The 23,835-nt window shown below is 52.8% G+C and carries 16 protein-coding genes and 2 pseudogenes; 8 read left to right on the forward strand and 10 right to left on the reverse strand.

Annotated elements, in window-relative coordinates:
• Positions 1-280 precede the first annotated feature (280 nt).
• The 4 genes from BITS_RS08020 (at position 281) to BITS_RS08035 (ending at position 3,524) form a co-directional block, all read left to right on the forward strand.
• Positions 281-934: an amino acid ABC transporter permease gene (locus tag BITS_RS08020; protein ID WP_026642345.1), complete on the forward strand. Its 654-nt coding sequence runs from the start codon at positions 281-283 to the stop codon at positions 932-934.
• The gene (locus tag BITS_RS08025) at positions 921-1,595 is read left to right on the forward strand and encodes an amino acid ABC transporter permease (RefSeq protein WP_026642344.1); all 675 of its coding nucleotides are present in this window, start codon (positions 921-923) and stop codon (positions 1,593-1,595) included. Before BITS_RS08020 ends, BITS_RS08025 begins: the two co-directional genes overlap by 14 nt.
• The gene (locus BITS_RS08030) at positions 1,588-2,451 is read left to right on the forward strand and encodes an amino acid ABC transporter ATP-binding protein (RefSeq protein ID WP_034534059.1); all 864 of its coding nucleotides are present in this window, start codon (positions 1,588-1,590) and stop codon (positions 2,449-2,451) included. Before BITS_RS08025 ends, BITS_RS08030 begins: the two co-directional genes overlap by 8 nt.
• 170 nt (positions 2,452-2,621) lie before the next feature.
• Entirely contained in the window at positions 2,622-3,524 is a 903-nt protein-coding gene (locus BITS_RS08035; protein WP_026642342.1) for a cysteine ABC transporter substrate-binding protein, read from the forward strand.
• Between the two features lie 396 nt (positions 3,525-3,920).
• On the opposite strand, the gene BITS_RS08045 is transcribed toward BITS_RS08035, so the two are convergent.
• Positions 3,921-5,240 carry a sensor histidine kinase gene (locus BITS_RS08045; protein WP_026642341.1) on the reverse strand — a complete coding sequence of 440 codons (1,320 nt, stop codon included), beginning with the start codon at positions 5,238-5,240 and terminating at the stop codon, positions 3,921-3,923.
• A 571-nt stretch (positions 5,241-5,811) separates the two neighbouring features.
• On the opposite strand from BITS_RS08045, the pseudogene BITS_RS08050 reads away from it, so the two are divergent.
• Both BITS_RS08050 and BITS_RS08055 read left to right on the forward strand, forming a co-directional pair.
• Positions 5,812-6,938 (forward strand): annotated as a pseudogene (locus BITS_RS08050) (ABC transporter ATP-binding protein).
• A gap of 171 nt (positions 6,939-7,109) precedes the next feature.
• Positions 7,110-8,504: a DUF4032 domain-containing protein gene (locus BITS_RS08055; RefSeq protein WP_026642338.1), complete on the forward strand. Its 1,395-nt coding sequence runs from the start codon at positions 7,110-7,112 to the stop codon at positions 8,502-8,504.
• Between the two features lie 254 nt (positions 8,505-8,758).
• Here BITS_RS08055 and rlmB read toward each other — a convergent pair whose 3' ends face one another.
• Positions 8,759-9,754, reverse strand: coding sequence for a 23S rRNA (guanosine(2251)-2'-O)-methyltransferase RlmB (gene rlmB, locus BITS_RS08060; RefSeq protein WP_026642337.1), 996 nt, complete (start codon positions 9,752-9,754; stop codon positions 8,759-8,761).
• 376 nt (positions 9,755-10,130) lie between these two features.
• Between rlmB and BITS_RS08065 the strand changes: the two genes are divergently transcribed.
• Positions 10,131-12,662 carry a beta-L-arabinofuranosidase domain-containing protein gene (locus tag BITS_RS08065; RefSeq protein WP_026642336.1) on the forward strand — a complete coding sequence of 844 codons (2,532 nt, stop codon included), beginning with the start codon at positions 10,131-10,133 and terminating at the stop codon, positions 12,660-12,662.
• A gap of 59 nt (positions 12,663-12,721) precedes the next feature.
• Here the strand turns inward: BITS_RS08065 and BITS_RS08070 are convergent, their stop codons facing one another.
• Positions 12,722-13,744 (reverse strand): LacI family DNA-binding transcriptional regulator, encoded by a 1,023-nt coding sequence (locus tag BITS_RS08070; RefSeq protein WP_081693552.1) that lies wholly within the window; start codon positions 13,742-13,744, stop codon positions 12,722-12,724.
• Between the two features lie 372 nt (positions 13,745-14,116).
• On the opposite strand from BITS_RS08070, the pseudogene BITS_RS08075 reads away from it, so the two are divergent.
• Positions 14,117-17,038 (forward strand): annotated as a pseudogene (locus tag BITS_RS08075) (cation-translocating P-type ATPase); the annotation flags it as partial.
• A gap of 221 nt (positions 17,039-17,259) precedes the next feature.
• Here the strand turns inward: BITS_RS08075 and dcd are convergent.
• The 7 genes from dcd to BITS_RS08110 all read right to left on the reverse strand — a co-directional run bounded on the left by dcd (position 17,260) and on the right by BITS_RS08110 (position 23,031).
• Complete coding sequence (dcd, locus tag BITS_RS08080; RefSeq protein WP_026642333.1) at positions 17,260-17,841, reverse strand: dCTP deaminase; 582 nt, start codon at positions 17,839-17,841, stop codon at positions 17,260-17,262.
• 407 nt (positions 17,842-18,248) lie between these two features.
• A complete protein-coding gene (alsE, locus tag BITS_RS08085) occupies positions 18,249-18,965 on the reverse strand; it encodes a D-allulose 6-phosphate 3-epimerase (RefSeq protein WP_026642332.1) in 717 nt (238 codons plus the stop codon).
• A 63-nt stretch (positions 18,966-19,028) separates the two neighbouring features.
• Positions 19,029-20,147 carry a PTS fructose transporter subunit IIC gene (locus BITS_RS08090; RefSeq protein ID WP_026642331.1) on the reverse strand — a complete coding sequence of 373 codons (1,119 nt, stop codon included), beginning with the start codon at positions 20,145-20,147 and terminating at the stop codon, positions 19,029-19,031.
• 44 nt (positions 20,148-20,191) lie between these two features.
• Positions 20,192-20,503, reverse strand: a complete 312-nt coding sequence (locus BITS_RS08095) for a PTS fructose transporter subunit IIB (RefSeq protein WP_026642330.1) — start codon at positions 20,501-20,503, stop codon at positions 20,192-20,194.
• Between the two features lie 94 nt (positions 20,504-20,597).
• Positions 20,598-21,059 (reverse strand): PTS sugar transporter subunit IIA, encoded by a 462-nt coding sequence (locus BITS_RS08100; protein WP_026642329.1) that lies wholly within the window; start codon positions 21,057-21,059, stop codon positions 20,598-20,600.
• Positions 21,060-21,136: 77 nt separating this feature from the next.
• A complete protein-coding gene (locus BITS_RS08105) occupies positions 21,137-21,547 on the reverse strand; it encodes a PTS sugar transporter subunit IIA (RefSeq protein ID WP_026642328.1) in 411 nt (136 codons plus the stop codon).
• A complete protein-coding gene (locus tag BITS_RS08110) occupies positions 21,547-23,031 on the reverse strand; it encodes a BglG family transcription antiterminator (protein WP_026642327.1) in 1,485 nt (494 codons plus the stop codon). The genes BITS_RS08105 and BITS_RS08110 overlap by 1 nt, the downstream gene beginning before the upstream one ends.
• Positions 23,032-23,835 lie beyond the last annotated feature (804 nt).

Here is a 23,835-nt window from a genome sequence, read left to right on the forward strand (position 1 = left end):
TAACCGTTCAGGAAATCGCACGCCTCCACCTTAATCCTTGCGGGCACTCTGCATCTATGCATTCGGCGCGGTTATGCCGAATATTTGATCCGTATGCATCGCGTTCTCTATCGGCGTATCGAATGATTGCATTCCAATGGTTGGAATCAGCGGAAAATAGCGGATGCACTAACGGTATATAAATTATTCAGATAGCGTGTCGGCCAAGTTGCGGTAGACCCTATGTCTAGTATTGCCCCAGAGGCCGCGAGGCCGTGTGTATCGAGATGAAAGGAATGAGGTGGATTGGTCATTCGTAACTCAATACGGACCATATTTCGTCAATGCCGCCTATATGACGGTATTCATCTCGTTTTGGGGGGTTGTGCTGGCCATTGCGGTCGGCCTTTTGTGTGCTGCTGTTGAAGTTGGGAGAATTCCGGTCGTACACGGCATCGTCAGGGCTTATATAGAGCTTTCTCGCAATACGCCTTTATTGGTGCAATTGTATTTCCTGTATTTTGGGTTGCCCAAGCTGGGTGTGGTGTTGTCATCTCCGGCCTGCGCAATCGTGGGTTTGGCTTTTCTTGGTGGATCATATATGTCAGAAGCACTTCGTGGAGGATTCGAAGCTGTGCCGCGCGTGCAGCTTGAATCGGCGCATGTGCTGGGACTGACCCGGGTGCAGACCTTCTCTCATGTGATCCTTCCCCAGGCGCTAAGCACGGCAATTCCAGGTGTGGTCGCTAATATCATCTTCCTCATCAAGGAATCTTCTGTGGTATCGGCCATCGCACTTGCCGACGTGATGTATGTGACCAAGGACCTGATGGGCATGTATTACGACACCTATGAAGCTTTGGTCTTGCTGGTCATCACCTATTTGGTGATACTGCTACCGATCTCCATAATCGGTACTGTGCTGGAGAGGCGGTTTGACTATGCAAGGCGCTGAAATTCTTCTGCAACCCGGCGTCTGGCCAAGGCTCTTCCAAGGCCTATGGGTCACCATATGGATTGCCGGTGTATCCGTGCTGTTGTCGATTCCGGTTGGCTTGGCAGTGGGTTGGCTCATGACATTGCGCAATCCCATTGTGCGATTCATCATGCGGCTCTATCTGGATTTCATCCGAATAATGCCTCAGCTGGCCCTGCTCTTCATCGTGTTCTACGGATTCGCCAGAGCATGGAATCTCAATCTGGATGCCACGTCATCCAGTTTGCTGGTCTTCGTGCTGTGGGGTGGTGCCGAACTTGGCGATTTGGTGCGAGGAGCCTTGGAATCCATTCCGCGTTCGCAATATGAGTCCTCATATGTGCTGGGATTGAGTTCATGGCAGACCTTCACGAGGGTCATCTTGCCGCAGGCTATTCGCCGAATGCTGCCGGCCAGTGTGAATCTGGCAACCCGTATTGTGAAAACCACGTCTTTGGTCGTGTTGTTGGGTGTCGTAGAAGTGATCAAAGTCGGCCAGCAGATCATCGATGCGAATCGCTTCCAATTCCCGACTGGTACGTTGTGGATATACGGCGTGATTTTCTTTATGTATTTCTTCGTGTGCTGGCCGCTGTCCATCGTGGCTCGTCGTTTGGAAAAGAGGTGGGCGCATGACTGAGCGTCTCAATGTGGCCGTGGCATCGGCTGAGGCAAACCGCCCGGAGTTAGAAATTCGCCATCTGTTGAAGCAATATGACAATGCCGATAAGCCGGTATTGAACGATATCTCCTTCAGCGTGCCCAAAGGCAAAGTCTTTGTTGTGCTGGGACCTTCTGGATCCGGCAAATCCACCTTGTTGCGCACTATTGCAGGTCTTGAGCCCATTCAGGGTGGCGAGATCGTTCTGGGCGATGAGGTGATTGGCCAAGGCGATCCCGCATCCGGCAAATCGCGTCGTGCGGGAGCTGCCGGAGTCGCAGGTCAATCCAGAAGCAGTGAACTGCGCACCCGAGTGGGCATGGTGTTCCAAAGCTACGACCTGTTTCCCAACAAAACGGTGCTTGGCAATGTGATGATGGCCCCGACCTTGGTGCAGAAGCGCAACAAGGAAGAGGTCAAGCGAGAGGCTATCGAGCTGTTGGAGCGCGTTGGTCTGGCGGACCGTCAGGATGCCTGGCCGCACGAGCTATCCGGTGGACAGCGCCAGAGAGTGGCCATTTGCCGCGCCTTGATCCTTCACCCGCAGATCATGCTCTTCGATGAGGTCACGGCTGCTCTGGATCCGGAAATGGTGCGCGAAGTGCTTGACGTTATTGTGGAACTCGCCGATCAAGGCTTGACCATGATGATCGTGACGCATGAGATGGCATTCGCTCGAGCCATCGCAGATCACATTTTGTTGCTGGATGGTGGCAAAATCGTTGAAGAGTCAGACGATGCGGAAGCATTCTTCGAACATCCTGAGACCGAACGTGCTCAGCAGTTCCTGAAGACCTTCTCGTATTCGCGTAACCGGCAGGAAGGCGACCGGTAGTTCATGGTTTTGAGGCTGCGCATATTCCAGTGTCTCGGCTGAGCCGCCGAGACGAATAAGCATGCCCTTTGGGGCATATAAGGAATATTCGCTTCGAGATCAGTTATGTGCAAGCCCTCGAAGTGTACATTGTGCAAGCCATATATGTAAGAACAAATAAGGAGAGGATTATGGCAACGACTCTAATTGGTCGCGTAACTCGCTTGGTGGCATCGTTGGGTGCTGCAGTCATGATGGTGGCAACGGTTGCTGCATGCGGACCGACCGCCGCAACCCCGAGCGAGGATCAGTCTTCATCCAATAGCGGTTCGACCGCAACGGCTACAGCCCGTTCTTTGGATGAGATCAAGAAGTCAGGCAAGCTCAAAGTCGCAGTGTTCTCGGATAAGGCACCATTCGGCTATGTGGATCAGGACGGCAAATATCAGGGATATGATGTCTACTTTGCTGAGCGTCTGGCCAAGGATTTGGGTGTTGAGCCTGAATACACTGCCGTTGACCCGGCTGCCCGTGTGGATGTGCTGGTGAGCAATAAGGTCGATGTTGTTCTTGCCAATTTCACGGTCACCGATGAGCGTGCTCAGAAGGTTGACTTTGCCAAGCCATATATGAAGGTGGCATTGGGTGTGGTTTCCCCGACTTCAGCGGAGATCACCGATGTGGACCAGCTCAAGGGCAAGACCTTGATTATTGCCAAGGGCACCACGGCTGAGACCTACTTCGAGCAGAACCACCCCGAGGTGACATTGCAGAAGTACGACCAATACGCTGATGCATACAACGCATTGTTGGACGGCCGTGGAGACGCATTCAGCACCGATAACACCGAGGTGTTGGCATGGGCCAAGGCCAACAAGGGCTTCACTGTGGGCATCACCGAGTTGGGCGATACCGATACCATCGCACCTGCTGTGCAGAAGGGCAATACTGAGCTGCTGAACTTCATCAACGACGAAATCGTGAAGCTCGGCCAGGAACAGTTCTTCCACAAGGATTACGAAGAGACACTGAAGCCTGTCTACGGCGATGAGGTCAACCCCGATGAGATCGTGGTCGAAGGTGGCGAGCTCTGATTCTCGATCGGGATTGATGTAGCTGATGCTGATGTGTGTGCTGCGTTTCGGTAGGATCATCAACTAAGACTTCCAACCATTAGAGTGATGGCGGTTGTGCGTGTGCATGGCCGCCATTTTTCTTGCCTTGATTAGTTTGAGTCGTCTTGGAAGACGGTTTGTCGCACATATGGCTATTCCGGTATTCCGGCATTCTGGTATTCAGGCAATCCTCTTTGCCGTTATCCTGGCATTGCAGCATTGCAGCATTGCAGATTCCTGGTTTTCCGTTTTTCCGGTTGGCTGGCATCGCAATATTGTCAGCACAGGCCCTATATATTCGAATTCCACAGCCCGTACGCGAGACCAGTGTTTGAGCTGTATGCATATAAGCCTTATTTGCTTAGCGACTGAACATCAGTGAACCGGGATAAGCATGGTGAGCACAAACCAGTGGTTATCGGTTTTCACATTGACTTCGCCGTCATATTGGCGAACAATATGGCGAATTGATTTGACGCCGAAACCATGAGAACGGGTGTCGTTTCGTTTCGTGGTACGCAGATTGCCGGCGCCGTCTTTGCGCAGTTTTGAATCGAAGAAATTCTCAACGCGGATCACAATGAAATGCTGCTGTTGATACAGCGCCAATTTGATTTGTCGTTGCGCGGGATCGGGTAGTTTTTCCGTAGCTTCTATGGCGTTGTCCAAAGCGTTGCCGAAAAGCGTTGCGATATCCATAGAAGACATGGATTTCAAGAGGCTGCCATCTGCCACCGCGGTGAGTGTTATGCCTTTATCGGCACAACTTCTGGATTTGGCGGTCAAAATAACATCCAGAACCGGATTGCCGGTATGATTCTGCGCACTGTATCGCTGGACGGATGCTTCCAGATCGGCAAATCCCTGTGCCTTTTGTTCAGGGTCGAGCTCGGCACGCAAGGCCATGATCTGGTGCTTGAGATCGTGAGCCATACGCCGGATGGCCTCGATATTGTCTTTGGATTGCAGATATTCCTGATGCTGGCTTGCGAGATGCGCTTCAATCGAAACGAGTTCGGCATTGGCCTCAAGACGACGAGCCTGTTCCTGCTGGGCGTAGAGCAACGCGAATCCGCACAAGTCCACCAGCGTGCGGATATAAAACACCTCATATCCCATGCGACTGGAAAATGGCGTATTCGTGGTGACAAAGCTCAGGTTGCTCATGGCGAAGGTGACGATGGTGATAATCACCGTCGATGTGGTGAGGGACACCGTCGTTTCAGTTGCCTCAGTACTGCTGAAATTCGACCGCTCAGTCAAATACGCCAAGGCAAAGCATGCGCCGTATGTGCCCACAAGAATCGATGCCGAAAGCCATGGGTGATTCAGCGGGAGCTGATTGGTGCCAGTGAAAGTGACCAGTTGCCAGTGCAACGAAGCCACCAGCTCTCCGAGCACGAAGGCACGGGCGGAAATATACAACCCTTCGCGTTTGCCGCAACCGGTGCTCAAAACTATGAGCACGAACATCCCACCAAAGGCCATCAGCATTCCAAAAATCCACAAGGATATGGGCATGGACCCCGCAGCGTATTGGATGCCGATCATCGCCATCAAGCCTATTGCTGCGGTGATAAAGGTGCGATGCAAGGGAATGCGGCGATATATCGCGGCGACATACACCATGCAAGCAAGCCATTCGCATATGGCTGTGTAAAGCCTTGGGATATCAGGCAGGGCGTTGGTTATCATCGTGCACCACCGACATTATGGATTGGCAAAGGCATCGTTGCATAAACTCACTTTCCATGCGTTATGTGGAGAGTATAGTCGAGGGGCTGGCTGGCGGTGCGAGAGATTTCGAGGGTGGGGTTTGATGCGAGCCTGGGGGAGACCGGCGTTGGTGCAGCTGAACTGGCGGTGAATGCGTGCAGGATTTGTCTGATGCTGGTATTCGTTGGTTCGACACAGGGGATGCGAAACTTGGGAAAGCCTTCGCAGTTGCTGTCGATTTGCTCACAGCAGAACATACTTTATGTTGCGTTCCTGGGTGAGGAATGCCGCTGAGCTGTTCTTGCGTATGAGCTCGGAGCAGGTGAAATGCCTTGCGGCAACCGATTGACAAAATATCTGAGTGTTTTGTTTGACGGAATGAGGTAACCGTGTATAGTGGGACATGGCTCAACGAAGAGAACCTTCAATGGACCGAACAACAAGTAAACGCTGAAGCTTGCGGTTTTCCGATGTCGGGACGCTACGAGTGAACGCGAACCCTTCACAACGGATCGTTCGGCACGTACCTGCCGATGAAAGGATGTCAATCATGGCAGAAGTTGTATTCGACCATGTCACTCGTATCTACCCGGGCAACGATAAGCCTCTGTGGATGATTTGAATATGGAAATCAAGGATGGTGAGTTCCTTGTGCTCGTTGGCCCTTCAGGCTGCGGCAAGTCCACCACCCTCCGCATGCTCGCAGGCCTCGAAGAGGTCAACAAGGGCCGTATCCTCATCGGTGGCAAGGATGTCACCACGATGCAGCCTAAGGACCGCGACATTGCAATGGTCTTCCAGAACTACGCACTGTACCCGCACATGACCGTTGCCGATAACATGGGCTTCGCTCTGAAGATCGCAGGTACTCCTAAGGATGAGATTCGCAAGCGCGTCGAGAAGGCCGCTGAGATCCTCGATCTGACCGAGTATCTGGATCGTAAGCCGAAGGCTCTGTCCGGTGGTCAGCGTCAGCGCGTGGCCATGGGCCGTGCAATCGTTCGTGAGCCAAAGGTCTTCCTCATGGATGAGCCGCTCTCGAACTTGGATGCAAAGCTCCGTGTGCAGACCCGTACTCAGATCGCTGCTCTGCAGCGCCAGCTGGGCGTCACCACCCTGTATGTGACCCACGATCAGACCGAGGCTCTGACGATGGGCGATCGCATCGCCGTCATCAAGCTCGGCATCCTGCAGCAGGTCGGCGCTCCGACCGAGCTGTACGATCGTCCGGCCAACGTCTTCGTCGCTGGATTCATCGGCTCTCCGTCGATGAACATCAACACCCACCCGGTGGTTGATGGCAAGGCGAAGATCGGTGAGGACACCATCTCACTGCCTGCAGAGGCTGTGAACAAGCTGACCGCAGAGGACAACGGCCAGATCGTCGTTGGTTTCCGCCCCGAAGATGCGAGCTTGGCCACTTCCGATGACCCGAACGCCTTCTCCCTGAAGGTCGTGAATGTCGAGGATCTGGGCTCCGATGGATTCATCTACGGCAACATCCTCACCGATGGCTCGGCTGCAGAAGCCTCCACGATGATGTCCGACCAGAACAAGCTCACCACGATTCGTGTGAATCCGCGTGCGCTGCCAAAGGTCGGCGATGTCGTCAAGATCAAGATCGATCCATCCAAGATGCACCTGTTCGCTCCGTCGACCGAGTTGCGTCTGAACTAGTAACACTTGGCGGAGCTTCACGGCTCCGTCAACTATTAAACGAGGCGATCTCTTCCTCTCTTATGGCCTCGTTGGAAGAACCCCGCGTAGGTGCGGGGTTCTTTTTTATATACAGCACATCACGTTATCCCTATTCGGGAAACGTGCATATGAACGGGTACATTAGAGCATATGGAATTAACTGATATGCCGCAGCTGGATCCGCGTGCTGCGAAGGCCACCTCGGTGCAGGCTCAGGACGAGGGTGTTTCTGCTGAGCCACAGGCGTTGAAGATTACAGCGGCTAGTTCGAATCCTAAGATGTTCACTTTGCCATGGAGCAAGCCGCTTGCAACCTGGCCTGAAGAGCTGCTTGCCAATCTTCCTCGAGGCATCTCTCGTCACGTGGTGCGCTTCGTCCATGTTGGTGACGAAGTCTATGCCATGAAGGAAATCACTCGGCCTGTTGCTGAGCGAGAATATGAGCTTCTGCGTCGTTTGAAGAAACTTGATTTGCCAACGGTCACTCCGATTGCCGTGGTTACCGGACGCCATGATGACAATGGCGAGCCGCTCGAGGCGATTTTGGTCACCAAGCATTTGAAGTTCTCACTGCCGTACCGCGCACTCTTTGCCCGCAATCTGCGCCCTGACACCGCTGGGCGACTGATCGATGCATTGGCGGTATTGATGGTGCGTTTGCACTTGACTGGTTTCTACTGGGGTGATGTCTCGCTTTCCAACGTATTGTTCCTGCGTGATGCAGACGCGTTCTCGGCATTCTTGGTCGATGCCGAAACCGGTGATTTGCATATGAATTTGACCGAGGGACAGCGCGAATACGATATCGATTTGGCTCGCACGAATATCATCGGTGAATTGATGGATCTGAGCTCAGGTCAGCTTTTGCCTGGCGAGGTCGATGAAATTGAGATCGGCAACCGTTTGGTCGAGCGTTATCACTCGCTGTGGAGCACATTGACTGATGTGGATAGCTTCAAGCCCGATGAGATGTGGAAGATCGAAAAGCGCGTCAATAAGCTCAATGAGCTGGGCTTCTATGTCGATGAACTTGAGATGAAGACCTCTGATGATGGCAATAGGCTTATGGTGCGTCCTCGCGTGGTGGATGCTGGCTATGCTTCGCATAAGCTGCTGCGTCTGACAGGTCTTGATGTTCAGGAGAATCAAGCCCGGCGCCTCCTCAATGATCTCGATGCTTATCGTGCTTCGACATGGCGTCAGGATGAGGATCTGGAGATTGTGGCTACGGACTGGATGCGCGAGCAATTCGAGCCAACAGTGCGCATGATCCCGCGTGAATATCGCACGCAAATTGAGCCGGCGCAGTTCTTCCACGAGATTCTCGACCATCGTTGGTTCCTTGCGGAAAAGGCAGGTCACGACGTGCCTATGGGCGAAGCCGTGGCCAGCTATATCGAGAATGTGCTGCCTCAATACAAAATCGACCGCAAGGCTATGGATGCAATCATTGCTGATGCAGACGCTGGCGTGGTGGATGATGAGTACACCTACGGCGATGATGTGATCTCCGATGATCCTGATGCTGCGGTGTGGAGTCACTAGGGTGCGCATTACGCATTAAGCTACGATACGGAAATGCCCTTGGGCTTGGCAGGTTATCGATATTCAATTCCTGTTCTGCCCAAGGGCATTTCCATATTCGGCACTCGGCGCTCGACGCGAACCTATGCGGTCTGTTACGCTGACCGTCCGCCTTCAGCCTGTTCGGATTCACAGTAGAGTGCAGGAGCAGGATGACAGGCTCATGGCTTGAGGACTGTTGACTCGCGTCTAATCAAGACAGCGAATAGCCTTCGCTACTCGGCCTGCTCCCCAGCTTTGCGCCTTGCATTTGCCACAGCATACAGGCTGATGCCTGCGGCAACAGAAGCATTCAAGGATTCCACGCTATTGGAAATCGGGATACCCGCAATGGCATCGCAGCTTTCGCGCACCAAACGGCTCAAACCCTTGCCTTCAGAACCCAATACCACCACGAGTGGGTCCGTTTCAAAGCCGGTTTCGCCGACCAGTTTGTCGCCGCCGCCATCGAGGCCGACCGCATAATAGCCGCGCTCTTTCAGGCCTTCTATGGCCTTGGTGAGGTTGACCACACGAGCCACAGGAAGGTGTGCAGCAGCGCCTGCTGACACTTTCCACGCTGCGGCGGTTACCGAAGCGGAACGTCGTTCTGGCAGAATGATGCCGTTTGCACCGAATGCGGCTGCGGATCGAATAACTGCACCGAGATTCTGAGGGTCAGTAACGCCATCCAATGCGATGAACAAGGGTTTCGCGGCGATGCGTGCAGCCGTTGAGTTGGCAGCTTCCATGGCGCGGGACTTCTTGTCTGCGCGTTCGGCCAAATCCTGCAAGGAGTAGTACTCGTATGGATCTACCTTGAGAATGACGCCTTGGTGATTGCCGGATCGTGCGATACGGTCCATCTCCAGACGGTCAGCCTCTAAGAGGTGCAAGCCCTGGGCGCCTGCCATACGAACAATATCGCGCGTACGATCATCGTGTTCCAGTCGTGTGGAGATATAGAGCTGGGAACTCGGCACCCCGACCTTCAATGCCTCGAGCACTGCATTCCTGCCGATTACCAAATCTGTGGAATCGGAAACGAATTTTGTTGCGCGGCGACGTGCAGCCAGTCTTGGATCGGACATTTTACGTCGATCTGCCGCCTTCTTTTCGCGGTATGCCTTGTGATACACGCGATCTTCAGCCTTCGGGGTCGGTCCCTTGCCCCTAAGCTTATTGCGATGCTTTCCTCCCGACCCCTTGGTCGGACCTTTCTTCAATGCCATATCCGATATTGTCCCAGCACCCCCCAACCAATAGGATGCAGGGAATAAGGCGTGAAGCGGGCAGCATAACGTCGATATGCCAATATGGACCGATCTTGAGTGAATATCGTTGTTTGACATCGCAAAGCGTACGAGAACCGGCCAGTCATATTGCGAAAGAATTTCCCAGCATGATAAATATGTCATGTTGTATTATCCGCTGTATTACTGTATTGTAGCGCTATAATAATATTGTGTGGAAATGAGATGTGAATCGCGCAGGCAAAGTGCGCATAAAGCGGTCGCATGGATTGAAGTCGAGTCGCTTCAGCACATGCCCGATGAAGGGCACCATACAAGGCGGCTTGCCAACGCAACGTTGTGACTAGGAGGAAATATGCTTCGCAAGATTCACCGATTCCCCGACCGCGATGTGACGCTGCTTCCGGGAAGCGAATATGCGGATGCACAGGATGCGGGAGCCGCATATGTGTTGTCGTTGGATCCTGAACGTTTGCTTGCCCCATATCGTCAGGAAAGCGGGGTCTCTGGCGAAGCGAAACCGTATCCGAATTGGGAAAGCATGGGCATGGGCGGTCATATCGGTGGCCATTACCTTTCTGCTCTTGCAGGATATTGGGGCATAACGGAAGGTCTGGAATTTCTTGAACGAGCTGAACGGATGACCAGGGGATTGCTGGAATGTCAGACTGCCGGCAAAAATGGTTATGTGGGTGGAATTCCACAGAGCAGAGAGCTGTTTGCAGAGCTTGCAAATGGTGATATTCGTGCGCAATCCTTCGATCTGAATGGCAGTTGGGTGCCGCTGTATAACCTCCATAAGCTGTTTGCGGGCTTGATTGATTGCTGGACGGCCTTTGCGCCGCAGAATAGTGAACAAGGCGATGCTGATCTCGAGATGCGCCGGACTCCAGTCATGCCGGATGTGGTTTCTCGGGCACAAGCGGTGAGTGAGAGAGCGAAGGCCATCGTGCTCAACCTCGCGCATTGGTGGTGCGAGCTCTTCGATCGTGTAAGCGATGAGGCATTTCAGCGCATGCTGACCTGCGAATTTGGTGGCATGAATGAGTCCTTCGCGCAACTCTATGAGCTCACCGGAAAGCAACGATATCTTGAGGAAGCCAAGCGATTTACCGATGCAGTGTTTTTTGATCCCCTGGCCGATGGCAAAGATGAGTTGACAGGCTTTCATGCCAATACGCAAATCCCCAAAGTATTGGGTTACGAGCGTATTGCCGAAATAGAGGATGACTCTCGATACAGCAATGCGGTAGCAACATTCTGGAATTCGGTAACCGGCAGACGGTCCGTGTCGATTGGTGCGCATTCGGTGGCGGAGCATTTCCATGCGGTCGATGACTTCGGCGAGATGATGTCATCCAGACAAGGTGTGGAGACTTGCAATAGCTACAATATGAGCAAACTTGCCGAGCGATTGTTCATGCAGACGGGTGAGAGTCGATATTTGGATTTCTATGAGAGGGTATTGGAAAACCACCTGGTATCGACCATTGGTGTGCATGAAAAGGGATTCGTGTATTTCACTCCGATGAGACCGCAGCATTATCGAGTGTATTCGTCGGCGCAGGAGTGCTTCTGGTGTTGCGTGGGCTCGGGTCTGGAAAATCATGCGCGATATGGCCGGTTGATTTATGCGTATGAGGACAGGCAAAATGACGATGCGCAATATGGTGAGAATGAATTGTCGGTCAATCTATTCATGGATTCACAGCTCTTGTGGCGTTCTCAGGGGATGACGGTGGTCCAACGGTATGCTCCTCGTCAAGGCCAGTGCAATGAAGGCATGCTGAGCTTCACGAGCGAGTATGCGGGTGAGCATTTGATAACAGTGCATATTCGTCGACCTTGGTGGTGCCAGAAGACAGAATACGCTTTCGAAGGTTGCGAAGGTGCCGTGACAATGGGAACCGAATCGCATGCAGAACATGATGGTTATCAAGTGGCGAAACATACCGGACCTGTGCGTTATGACACCGTGCGATTGCAGTGGCAGGGTAAGGGCGCGGCTCGGGTGATTGTGCGTCACTGCGTGGCGGTGTCGTTTGAGCCGCTACCCGATGGCTCGGCGTGGGCAAGCGTGCTGCGCGGTCCGAAAGTCATGGCATTTCGTGGTGATGATATGGATTTGGATGGATTGGTCAGCGACTCCTCTCGCGCTGGTCATATTGCCTCAGGCCCGATGCGTCCGATGAGTGGATTGCCTGTGATATCAGGCTCAGGTGAAGAGGTTGTTGCTCCGCAATCGCGATCGGATGGAACGGTTGATGTGCGAGCTGTGCAGCGGGACCTTCTCGCGGGTGCGATGAAAAACCGTGTGCTCCGCTTAGTGCCGTTCAGTTCAATCGAGGCGTCCCGATATTCGGTGTACCTTCCTTGGGCGAAGAATGGGGATGTACAATCTGTCATGCAAAATCTTCAGGAGATTGACGCCGCGGAATCCTCCGAGGAGCTTTTGATATGCGATGAAGTGCGTTGTGGCGAGCAGCAATCCGAAGTCGATCACCAATATCAGGGAGAGCATGACGAGCAAGGGCATCAAGGGCAAATCCGCTATCGAAAAGCGCTGTCTAGTGGTCATTTCTCATATATGCTGCGAGATTGGGAACGGCGTGGTGACTCGATCCGAGTGCGATGGATGGCTGGATCCGGAAGCGTTGCGGATGCGGATAGTGAACGTGTCGGCAATGAATACAAGCTGTTCATCAACGATAATCTCATGAGGCGCACGGAACGGGTGAAGGAGAACGGCGTAACTGTTGACAGATATGCCATTGAGCGCGGGAACGTCGGTCGAGGAGAGGAAATGGCTTCCCGTATTCGCATTGAAGCAGTAGATGCGGCAACCCCGCTTTTCATATCCGTTGCCGTGATGAAAAGCGAAGCGTGAATATGCCCGCATCCTGAGTGTTGGAACCGGAGAACCGTGACGTTCGCAAGAACGTCGAATTATCGAGTGCTGCTGTCGCGCACAATGAGTCCGTAGGGTAAAGTCACCTGTTCGCGAGGGCCGTCATTCATTCGATTGGTCAGCAGCCTTAGGCATTGAGCGGCCACGGTTTGGACGTCAACCGCAATTGTGCTGAGCGGTGGATTGGTGAAGCGGGATTCCTCGAGACCGTCAAATCCAATCACCGCCACATCTTGTGGAATGCGGATGCCTCGTTGTTGCAAAGCCAGCATTGCTCCTATTGCAACCACGTCGGTTATGCAATAGATTCCGTCGATTTCTAAATCAGGATGCGAGTCCAACCAATCATTCAATGCCTGATATCCATCTTCGTATTTCCAGGAACAGGCTTGAACATACTCCATGGATAGCTTCAAGCCGTGTTTATCCATGGCTCGGATGGCTCCTCGAAGGCGAAGTGACCCGTTGTCAGCATTATGGTTCAGTGCCGCTTCGTCACCGGATTGAGCGCCAAGCACAAGAATATGCCTGCATCCTTGCGAAATCAGGTGTTCGACAGCGGCGATACTGCCTTCTTCGCTAGGGCTGAGCACGCTGTCCACTTCACCATTGAGATCAGGGCCGTCGAATATCACCAGAGGGTAATGCTGGTTGAGTTCTATGATGTGGCTCACCGGCAAAGTGGGCGCGGCAAGAATGGTGCCATCGCAAAATTGCGTAGAAATTTCCGACATCATGGACATTTCGGTGCGGAATTCGTGTCTGGTCTGCTGGATAAGCGTTTGGTAACCCATCGCCAGTGCCTGGTCTGATATCGCTGCTGCGAGATCGGCGGAAAATGGCGAATAATCAAGTTCAACGGTGGAAAAGCCTATGACATTTGTTTTGCCGGAACTCAGCTGCCTCGCGGCCAGATTGGGGCGGTACTTGAGCTGCCGGGCAGCTTGGAGCACCTTTTCCGCCGTTTCGGGTCGAACATACGATTTTCCGCGTAATGCATTGGACGCGGTCATCCGCGATACGCCGGCCAGTCGTGCAACATCGTCAAGCGTGGGCATCATAACCCCTTACTGTCTAAAGCCAATAGCTTCGATTATACGGGTGGCATCAAGCATGAGACGTTGCTGGAATGAGCTTCGATGCGTAGATCGAAGCGTGATATTCCCGGTTCAAGTATTCTCATTCGAGATTCACGGTATGCATAATTTCGCGAATTCCGCCAACTACAAAACTTCGTCAAATCCGCGTATTTCGTTTGTGGCTTATGGAATAATGGGTCAAGTACGCACCGGTGGGACCGGTGTCGGAACGTCCATAACCGCGCAGTCAAAGCAATGTGAGAAGCGTTGCGAGGGCTGACTACTCCGCGGCTGACTGAGGAGAATACCATTATGGTTGATCAGAATCTTGATCAATCCACTTCGCCCGATGAGCAGGCAGCATTGCTGGCCAATGCCGATCCTTCGCTCACTGATTCCCAAGATGTTGCCAAGGCGCTGAATGTTGATCCTGCGCGTGGCTTGAGCTCAGAGGAAGCAGCTCGTCGTCTTGAGAAATTTGGGCCTAATCAGCTTGCAGGCGCGCCGCCTGTTCCGAAGTGGAAGAAATTCCTGCAACAATTCCAAGATCCGCTGGTGTATCTGTTGCTGGCGGCTACCGGCATTTCATTAGTGGCATGGTTCATTGAACGTGCCAATGCGCAACCCGGCGCAGAGGGTGGGGAAGCGCTTCCCTTTGACGCCATCGTCATTGTGCTTATTCTTATCGTCAATGCTGTTCTGGGCTACATCCAGGAAGCAAGGGCGGAGCAAGCCGTCGATGCTCTGGCACGAATGACCGCGCCGCAAACATCCGTTTTGCGCGACGACAAAGTGGAACGCATTGACACTTCACAGATCGTTCCCGGCGATATTCTCGTGCTTGCCGAAGGTGATTCGGTTTCAGCGGATGGCCGTTTATTTGCTGCCGCTTCATTGCGCATTGCCGAAGCGAGCTTGACAGGTGAATCCGTTGCAGTGGGTAAGAAGCCTGAAACCTTGGCAGAAGCTAAAGCTCTTGGTGACCGTGCCAATATGGTGTTCAACGGTACTTCGGTCACTCAAGGAACCGGCCGCGCAATCGTAACCGGCACGGGCATGAGCACTCAGGTCGGCAAGATCGCCGATATGCTTTCCCAAACGGAGGATGAAGCCACACCGCTGCAGAAGGAAATGATCCGAGTTTCCAAGATCCTCGGTATTGCCGTCTGCATTATTGCAGTGGTTGTGCTTGCCGCTCTGGCAATCCTCGAGGGCTTCCATAGTGTTCACGATATTATCGACTCCCTGCTGTTGTCAGTGTCTTTGGCCGTGGCGGCGGTGCCTGAAGGTCTTGCCGCTATTCTTACTGTGGTACTTGCCCTGGGCGTGCAGCGCATGGCTCAGCACAATGCCATCGTCAAGAAGCTGTCATCGGTGGAAACCCTGGGATCTGCTTCTGTTATCTGCTCCGATAAGACCGGCACCTTGACCCGTAATGAGATGACGGTCGAGCGCGTGGTTACCGCCAGTGGTGAAGTGCAGATCACCGGTACAGGTTATGAACCAAGCGGCCATATGGTGGCTCCCAATGCCGATGAGCAGGGCGAAGTTCATGTGCCCACTAATATCCGTACCGAGGTCATCGCCACTTTGGGTGCCGGTGCTCTGGCAAATGATGGCGAATTGCGTCAGGACGCGGAAGGCATGTGGGAAAGCGTCGGTGATCCGACGGAAGTCTCGCTTATCGTTGCCGCTCGCAAGACCAAGGCTGATCGCAGCCACGCCCACTTCACCCGTGTGGCTGAAGTGCCATTTACTTCCGAACGCAAGCGTATGTCCATAATCGCCAAGGACGAAAGCGACGCAGGCAACCTGAGCGTCTTTGCCAAGGGTGCGCCAGATGTGCTGCTCTCTTACTGTACGCGCATTTTGGTCAATGATGCAGTTCGCCCAATGACCGAGGGAGATCGTCAGTCGATTCTGGCTTCTGTGGAGCGCTTGTCCAATGAAGCGTATCGAACCTTGGGTCAGGCATATCGTCCGCTGGAGGTGAATTCGCTCGCGCAAATACCGGGCATTATGTCCAATGCCGCCGGTCAAGTCACTGATATCGCCGACCAAAGCGAAACCATCGAATCTGACCTGATCTGGGCCGGTATGGTAGGCATTATCGATCCTCCACGTACCGAGGTTCGTGACAGCGTTGCAGAATCGCACCGCGCGGGTATCCGCACCGTAATGATCACCGGCGACCACCCGCTTACCGCGGCTCGTATCGCCACTGATTTGGGCATTATCGACAAGGGCGGCAAGGCCCTGACCGGTGACCAATTGGATGCGCTGACCGACAAGGATGCCTTCGATAAGGCGACTTCTGAAGTCTCCGTGTATGCACGAGTGGCTCCTGAGCACAAGCTGCGCATTGTTGAATCCCTGCAGCGTCAAGGCAATATCGTGGCCATGACCGGTGACGGCGTCAACGATGCACCGGCTGTGAAATCCGCCGATATCGGCGTCGCCATGGGCATTACCGGAACCGAGGTGACGAAGGAATCGGCCAAGATGATTCTGGCTGATGATAACTTCTCCACAATCGTTGCGGCAGTGCGTGAAGGACGCGGTATCTTCGACAACATCCGTAAGTTCCTGCGGTACCTGCTCAGCTCGAATGTGGGCGAGGTATTCACCGTGTTCTTCGGCGTTGTGCTCGCTGGATTCTTGGGCATTACCCAACCGGGAACCGTAGGCGTGACGGTGCCGCTGTTGGCGACTCAGCTGCTATGGATCAACCTGCTCACCGATGCGGCACCTGCATTGGCAATGGGCGTGGATCCGCAAACCGACGATGTGATGAACCGCAAGCCGCGAGGCGTGAACGATCGAGTGATCGACCGCGAAATGTGGGGAGATATCATCTTCATCGGCATCATTATGGCTGTGGTGACCTTGATTGGCATGGATCTGCACTTGGCAGGTGGCTTGTTCACAGACCGTTCTGTGGAAGCAATTGGCCATGAGGCGCAAATGGTCGAGGCGCGTACCATGGGCTTTACCATTCTGGTATTCGCTCAGATGTTCAATGCATTGTCCTCACGTTCTCACTTGCAAAGCGTGTTCGTCGGCCTGTTCTCCAACAAGTGGCTATGGGGAGCGATCGGCTTGTCGACGCTACTGCAGGTTGTGGTGATTTATGTGCCATTCCTGAACGAGGCATTCGGCACCACTCCGTTGCCGGGTTGGGCTTGGCTTGAGTGCATCGACTTGGCGCTATTCGTACTGATTGCATCCGAATTGCGAAAGGTCGTGCTCAGGGCAATGGCTAAGAACAAGGCATAAGCGCTGATATGGCATGAGTCATCGTCTCGGTGACATAAATGGCTGAAGGCCTCTACGGTGAATTCCGTGGAGGCCTTCAGCCATTTATGAGATTGCAATCATACCGAAGCAAGGACATTATCTGGGTATTGCTGCAGCTTCGATACCATCGCGATACCCAACAGAGCGTTTGTATAAACAGTTCGGCCAGCATGACGAATAATCATGCTGGCCGAATAATATTAGTCACGAATTTCAGCGCGATAGAAATTCTCATAGCTGCGGCTCGGAGTCGGTCCGCGTTGGCCTTGATAATGCGAGCCGGTGCCCTGCGAGCCATAAGGATGCTCTGCAGGGGAGCTCAGCTTGAAGAAGCACATCTGACCGATTTTCATGCCAGGCCAGAGTTTCACTGGCAAAGTGCTCACATTTGACAGTTCCAAAGTGATGTGACCTTCAAACCCCGGGTCAATGAAACCGGCAGTGGAATGCGTCAGAATGCCCAAACGTCCCAAAGAGCTCTTGCCTTCAAGTCGTGCGGCGATAGACGCATCAAGTTTCACATATTCCCACGTGGAACCCAAAGCGAATTCTCCGGGGTGCAAAATCCAAGGCTCATCAGGCGCGACCTCGAACTGCTCAGTGAGAGCACCCTGATTCTCTGCCGGATCCACATAGGTATATGCGTGGTTATTGAAGAGTCGGAAGAAACGATCCAAACGAACATCGATTGACGCTGGCTGCACCATCTCAGGGGTCCACGGATCAAGCGAAATATGACCGTCTGCTTGTGCGGCAAGAATATCGCGGTCGGATAGCAGCATGGCATCTCCTTGGTTGACGGCTTTCGCGCCGTCTTGGCTGGTTTTCATTGAGGACTAACTATTGTTCAGTCTAGCAAGAAGTAGTTCGATACGAGCATCGCAAGGAAAACAATCACAGAGTTGAAGTTGCACGGGGGTTGCACATGAAAGGAATGCAACGATTGAGAACGACCCTGAATATATGGACAAATGCAATTGCCGACATGGAAAATCCAACGACAGGGAACGACTTCAAGCCAATGAAATCATTTCCAGAGAACCTCTCGCATGCATCCCTCGTACGATTGAGGGATAATACAAAAGGACGGCATTGAAGCAATCCTCCCAAATCGCTTCAATGCCGTCCGGATTGCGTATTGCGCAATCATCGGGAATACGGTGGGTTCAGCGCTGTAGCCTTACCTCGATCAACGTGCGCTCTGGACAAGTCCGTTGTCGAATGCGAAGCCTGTGCACTCCTCGTATTCCCGAACCATCTGATTCCAGGAATCTTCGATATTGTCGGTGAGACCGAACAGGCCGCTCCTCCCGATGACATACACATCGGGGTTGGCGTCGGAAATCATCTTCCAATGGGCTTTGTTGGTCGAGCCGTCCATCTCGATTTCATAGCCGTAACCATGCTCTTCGCGCATCTTGCGTAATTCCACGATCTTGCGCAGTGTGCCTTCGAGGAAGCGCTGACCGGCAAAACCTGGATCGATGGTCATAATGGTGACCTTATCGAGCAAATCAATGTATGGCTCAATCATGCTGATCGGGGTTTCTGGATTCAGTACGGCACCAGCCTTTAGGCCTGCGGCATGAATATCGTCAATCATGCTGAACGCCACACCGTTGGCGACCTCAGACGGGAAGCAGATGTAATCGCACTTCACCTTGATGAGTTCCTTGACCCAGAAGGGAGCGTCATTCACCATCATATGGGCGGAAAGGGGAGTGTCGGAAATCTTGCGAACCTGCTCCACAAACCAAGGAGAAAGCGTGATATTCGGCACGAAATGGCCGTCCATAATGTCGATATGGTAGGAATTCACTCGTGAATTGAGGAAGGTGATCTGCTCCTTGAATTGATCAAGGTCCATCGTCATCAATGACGGGGACAGAGATATTTGGCGATTCATCGTCGATGTCCTTTCAGTATGGATTTGAGTTGGTTGAAGAGATACGCTCTATTGAGCGCGGGATCACATGACTTGGATATCGTCCAGATCGAGTTCCTCTTCGGCATCGGCTGCATTGACGGCTACTGGTGCCTCGTTTTCCGGAACATTCTTCTTGATGATTGCGTACACGGTGCCGGTTACCAAGATGTTGGCGGCGATGGCCACAAGGCCGACCCACCAATTGGCGCCCATGGTTGGCAGCATCAGGAATCCGCCGAATGGAACGGTTGCGCCGTCACCGTTGGCCAAGCCCATCAACAGAGCGCCTTCAACCACGCCGCCGCAGGCTGCTGCAACGATGCCGCGAACCAGATCGTTCATCACGATCGGGATGGCACCTTCGACGATATTGACCACGCCCATGGGCACTGCTGACTTCAGGGTCTCGCGCTCCTCATGGGTGAAGATATTCTTACGCATCAGTTTTGCGACGAAATAGGCGAAACCGAATCCGATTGGGGTGGCGGTGTTGGTCAGCTGCAAAGCGGTTACCGGACCGTTGATGCCCTGTGCCTGCAAGGTGAGAGAGAAAGCATACATGGTCTTGTTGATTGGCCCTCCGAAGTCGACGATGCTCAGACCGCCGACGATTGCACCGAATACTGCATTGGAGGTTCCGCTCAGGCTGGTGAGCACACCGGTCAGCCATTCGGTGAACCATGCGACAGGAGTGCCGATGATGTACACCATGATGAGACCGGAACCAAGTGAAGCAAGGAATGGCACGATCAGAGTAGGCATCAAGCCCTTGGCCCAGCTAGGAACCTTGACATAGTGCAGAACTGCAAAGGCTAGCCAACCGCCAATATAACCGCCGAGGATGCCGCCGATGAAGCCGGCGCTAATGGCGATTGCACCCAGTCCGGAGATAAAACCCGGTGCGATACCGGGCTTTCCTGCGATGGAGAAGGCGATGCCCGTAGCGATAATCACTGGGAGCATGCCCAACGCCTTGCCGCCGAGCGTTGCCAACGCCTGCCAGAAGCTGAATTGGCCGAAAACAAGCGTATCCATTGCGGTGCCGGAGAATGCCATGCCGATGGCAATGATGAAACCGCCTCCACACACGATAGGAATCATGTATGAAATGGAGGTGAGCAAATGGCCCTTAAAATTGGCTTTCTTCCAAAAGTCTTTCATGGTTGTTCTTTCTTCTTTGAAATTGGTGGATGCTTATTGGCTCTTTACTTGCCAGCGATCTCGTGGAGCTTGGCAATCAACTTATTCGGTGACTTGATGGCGGTTTCAGTGGATACCTTGACCACCTTCTTGCCTTCGAAGCGCTCGTCGCCTGCAATCTTGATATCGACGGCAAGAATGATGATGTCTGCGCGCTCAATGTCTTCTGCGGTCAGAGCGTTTTCGATGCCGATCGTGCCCTGGGTTTCGATTTTGATATCGTCACCAGCAGCCTTGGCGGCGTCCTCGAGCTTCTGCTGAGCCATATAGGTGTGTGCGATGCCGACGGTGCATGCGCTGACTCCTGCAATAAACATGGTGATACTCCTTTGTAGTGGTGTGCAGTTTGATAATTGGGGTTGTTAAATGTGGATTGAATATGGCCGAATCTTCGACAGCAACGTCGTGAAATCAGTCTTGGAAGGCTTCTATGACCTCATCAATGGAAGTCGCCTGCTGCAATGCGGTGACAACCTCCGCCTTCGCCATCTTGCGTGCGAATAGCGAAAGCAGACGCAAGTGGTCATTGGATCCTTCTCCGCTGGCGCCCACGGTGAAGAGCACGACGATTTTGGCACCGGTGTCATCCAGTGATTCCCACGGAATCTCATGGTTGAGAATCGCGATGGCCACGCCGTTCTTGGTCACGGTTTCACTGCGGCCGTGTGGAATGGCAATATGACCGCCTATGCCGGTGGCTCCCTCCTTTTCACGGTTATGCACTGCTTCGGTGAACTCATCGATAGAGCCGATATAGCCCTGATCGAAAAGGCGTTGAATGAGGATATTGAATACTTCCTCTTTACTCTCTGCATGGACGTCCGTAAGGATCGTTGAGCGATCCAGCACGTCATTCAGGGTGAGTTCGGGCATGGTTCTTCCTTTCTTTTGCTAAACAATCTGTAAAATTCGAGGCTTTTTCATGTGGAAAGAGGACTGGGGCGGTGGATTTAGGTCAGTAGTTCCAGCACCTGTTCTTCATCGCATTCACCAAGTGCTTCGGCAACGTCATCATCGGCAAGACGTATGAAGAAATCTCGTATGGCATAGGCATCGCCACGATCCGGTGCTTCAGGCAGGAAAGTAAAGATGAATCGTGATGCCGATTGCCAATCTGCTATGGGATCTTCGGTGGCGACATACACTATCGCAGCCTTGGTTATTGCCTCGCTTTGTGCATGTGGAATGGCAAGGCGTTCGGTAAGCAGCGTGCTTCCCAAGTTCTCGCGTTCGTGCAGCAAAGTAATGATTTCAGCAGAATCAGTGACCAAGCCACGACTTTCGAGTTCTTGCACGACCTTACGCAGCAGTTCAGCCTTAGTATGTGCCGGCTTTGGATGCCATAGGATAATGCGTTCCATCACAGCATCGCCCCCTGCCTTACGCGGTCGGCCTCTTCCTCGAGACGCTCCTGATCTTCGATGGTAAGCATGGCGCTTACCACGACGGTTGGCTTGGTCACGGTTTCAGGCAGACGGATGGTGGATATCACCATATCCACATGCGGATACCTCGCAATTTCACTATCAAGATTGCGGGCTGCAAGTGTTTCGACCACATGGAAACTCGGTAAGCGTTTCTCGATTTTGGAGCGGAGCAACTGCGCAGTACCCAAGCCCGTGGTGCATACGAGCAGCACATTCAGTGGGGCTGCGCTGGTTTCCACGGCTTGAGCAAAATACACAGTGATGAAGCCAATTTCTTCATCATCGATGGTTGCCAAGTGGAAATGTTCCGACAGTTGGACCGTCGCCTTGGTGACCGCATTGAACAAGTGGGAATATTCAAGCTTGATCTGCTCGAGCAATGCGTTATTGACCTTGATATTGTTCTCCAAACGGTTCATCAATGGCTTCATATGCTTTGACAGGCTGATAAGCAGGCTCTGACGATTAATGTAGCGATATTCCGGATCCTCAATGACCTTGTCGATAAGGAATTCGGTGACAACGCGCACTTGGTCGGTGATTTCATGCGAGTCTGCATTATGGTGATGAATTCTGGAGGAAGTCAGGTATTGATAGAGGAAATACACTTCCACAGCTGGCAAAGTCGTTCCCAGATAAGTGCTGAGATTTTCAACGACCTTCTCACACACTTCGCGGATAGACGGGTGCTCTTCCATCTGTGACCGCATTGCTTCGGTGAATTCGCCATCGGAAAGAGCCACTGAATTACGGAAGCGTTCAATAAGAATGTACAGATGGGTGAACAGGTTGACGCTGTAAGGATAGGGAATATCCGCGTGCATCATGCGTTCCACCAAATCCAATTGCATAGTGACGAAAGAAGCGTCACGCTGTTTGATGGTTTGATTTGGCTGGAGGAAACGATCGGTGGCAACATCGTCCGTTTTCACCAATTGCGCGATGGCTCGACGCACATCGGTTTCCGTTCCTTCTATCCAAACGCGGTCGCCAACGCGGTTGAGTGTGAGGCGGAACTTGTCCAGCATGACTCTCAGAGCACGCATATCCGAAGCGATGGCAGAGTCACTGAGATAGAACTTTCCCCAGATATCATCCATCCTGTATTGCTGAGGAGAAGTGATCAACAGTCGCTTGATGATTTCATCTCGTCGCTCGGCGGAAGTGATGCCGCCCATGCCTTCAGGTCGACGCATATTGTCGCGCTGGCTGAAATAGTTTTGGAAGTTCAATCGGTATCCGCGTCCGCGTTGAGATTCGATTATGGTCACATCTCCGGCGGATTCATTGGCCTGTTTTACCGCGCGTGCAATGGTCTTTGTGGAAACATTGAGTACCTGTGCAAGTTCTTGGCCGGACACGAAATCGCGACGGTTCAACAGGTAGTTCACCATCGAGTCCATGTAGTCGTTCGTCATTGCCGTGCCTCCTTGCATATTCCATGCTAATGTGGCGCGGCGGAGAAAAGCCTGTCCTTTGCACATGAAAAAGTCCGTTGGCAACGGACAATGGCAACATATCCGGTGAACCCGAACATTCGATGAAAGATGCCAATGCTGGGATATCCAATACTATGAATATTGGGATTACGCATCAAACTCGATATGTGTGAGTGGATTCTTGGGGCAGCTGATTCGTGTACTCTATGGCTGTTGAAGTGTGCTGATATATTCAATCGGATGCCTCTTATCAAATAAATATGCTGGATGTTGAGGCAGCAATCTAGATTCTCAGGAATTTATCAGATAACACTCTATTGTCGTCAAGGAATGGGTGATTATATTAAGACATCAGCACAAGCTGACCGGAAGCAGCAGCAGTTTCCGACAATTGAACCCTTCTTCTCTCCTTTCTCTACCCCGGCGGCAACCCCGTCGGGGTTTTGCTTTTCGATCCTTCGTAACGTCGTCTCAGTGGTGTTAATGGACAATGTAGCCTATAGGAACTTTTGTGGTGCTTTAGGCTGATTTTCGAGGTTAATGGACAAAATGTGTGTCTAATGCGGCGTGTCAGTATGCTTGTCCCGCTCATCCTATTCTGATGCCGAAACCGCCTTCCCGTGCATCGATCCCGAGCGCGACGAGCGGTAAAGAAGGTCTTAGGTCGATGCAGATGAGATGGTCGAGAACTATTGCTGCGCATAGAGAACCCCAACCGAAGAGGGTAAGGTTATTGAGGACGCATGAATCCAAAGCTGATGAATAGCTTGAGTCCCGGCGAAA

This window comes from Bifidobacterium tsurumiense (genome assembly GCF_000741765.1).
Classification (GTDB): domain Bacteria; phylum Actinomycetota; class Actinomycetes; order Actinomycetales; family Bifidobacteriaceae; genus Bifidobacterium; species Bifidobacterium tsurumiense.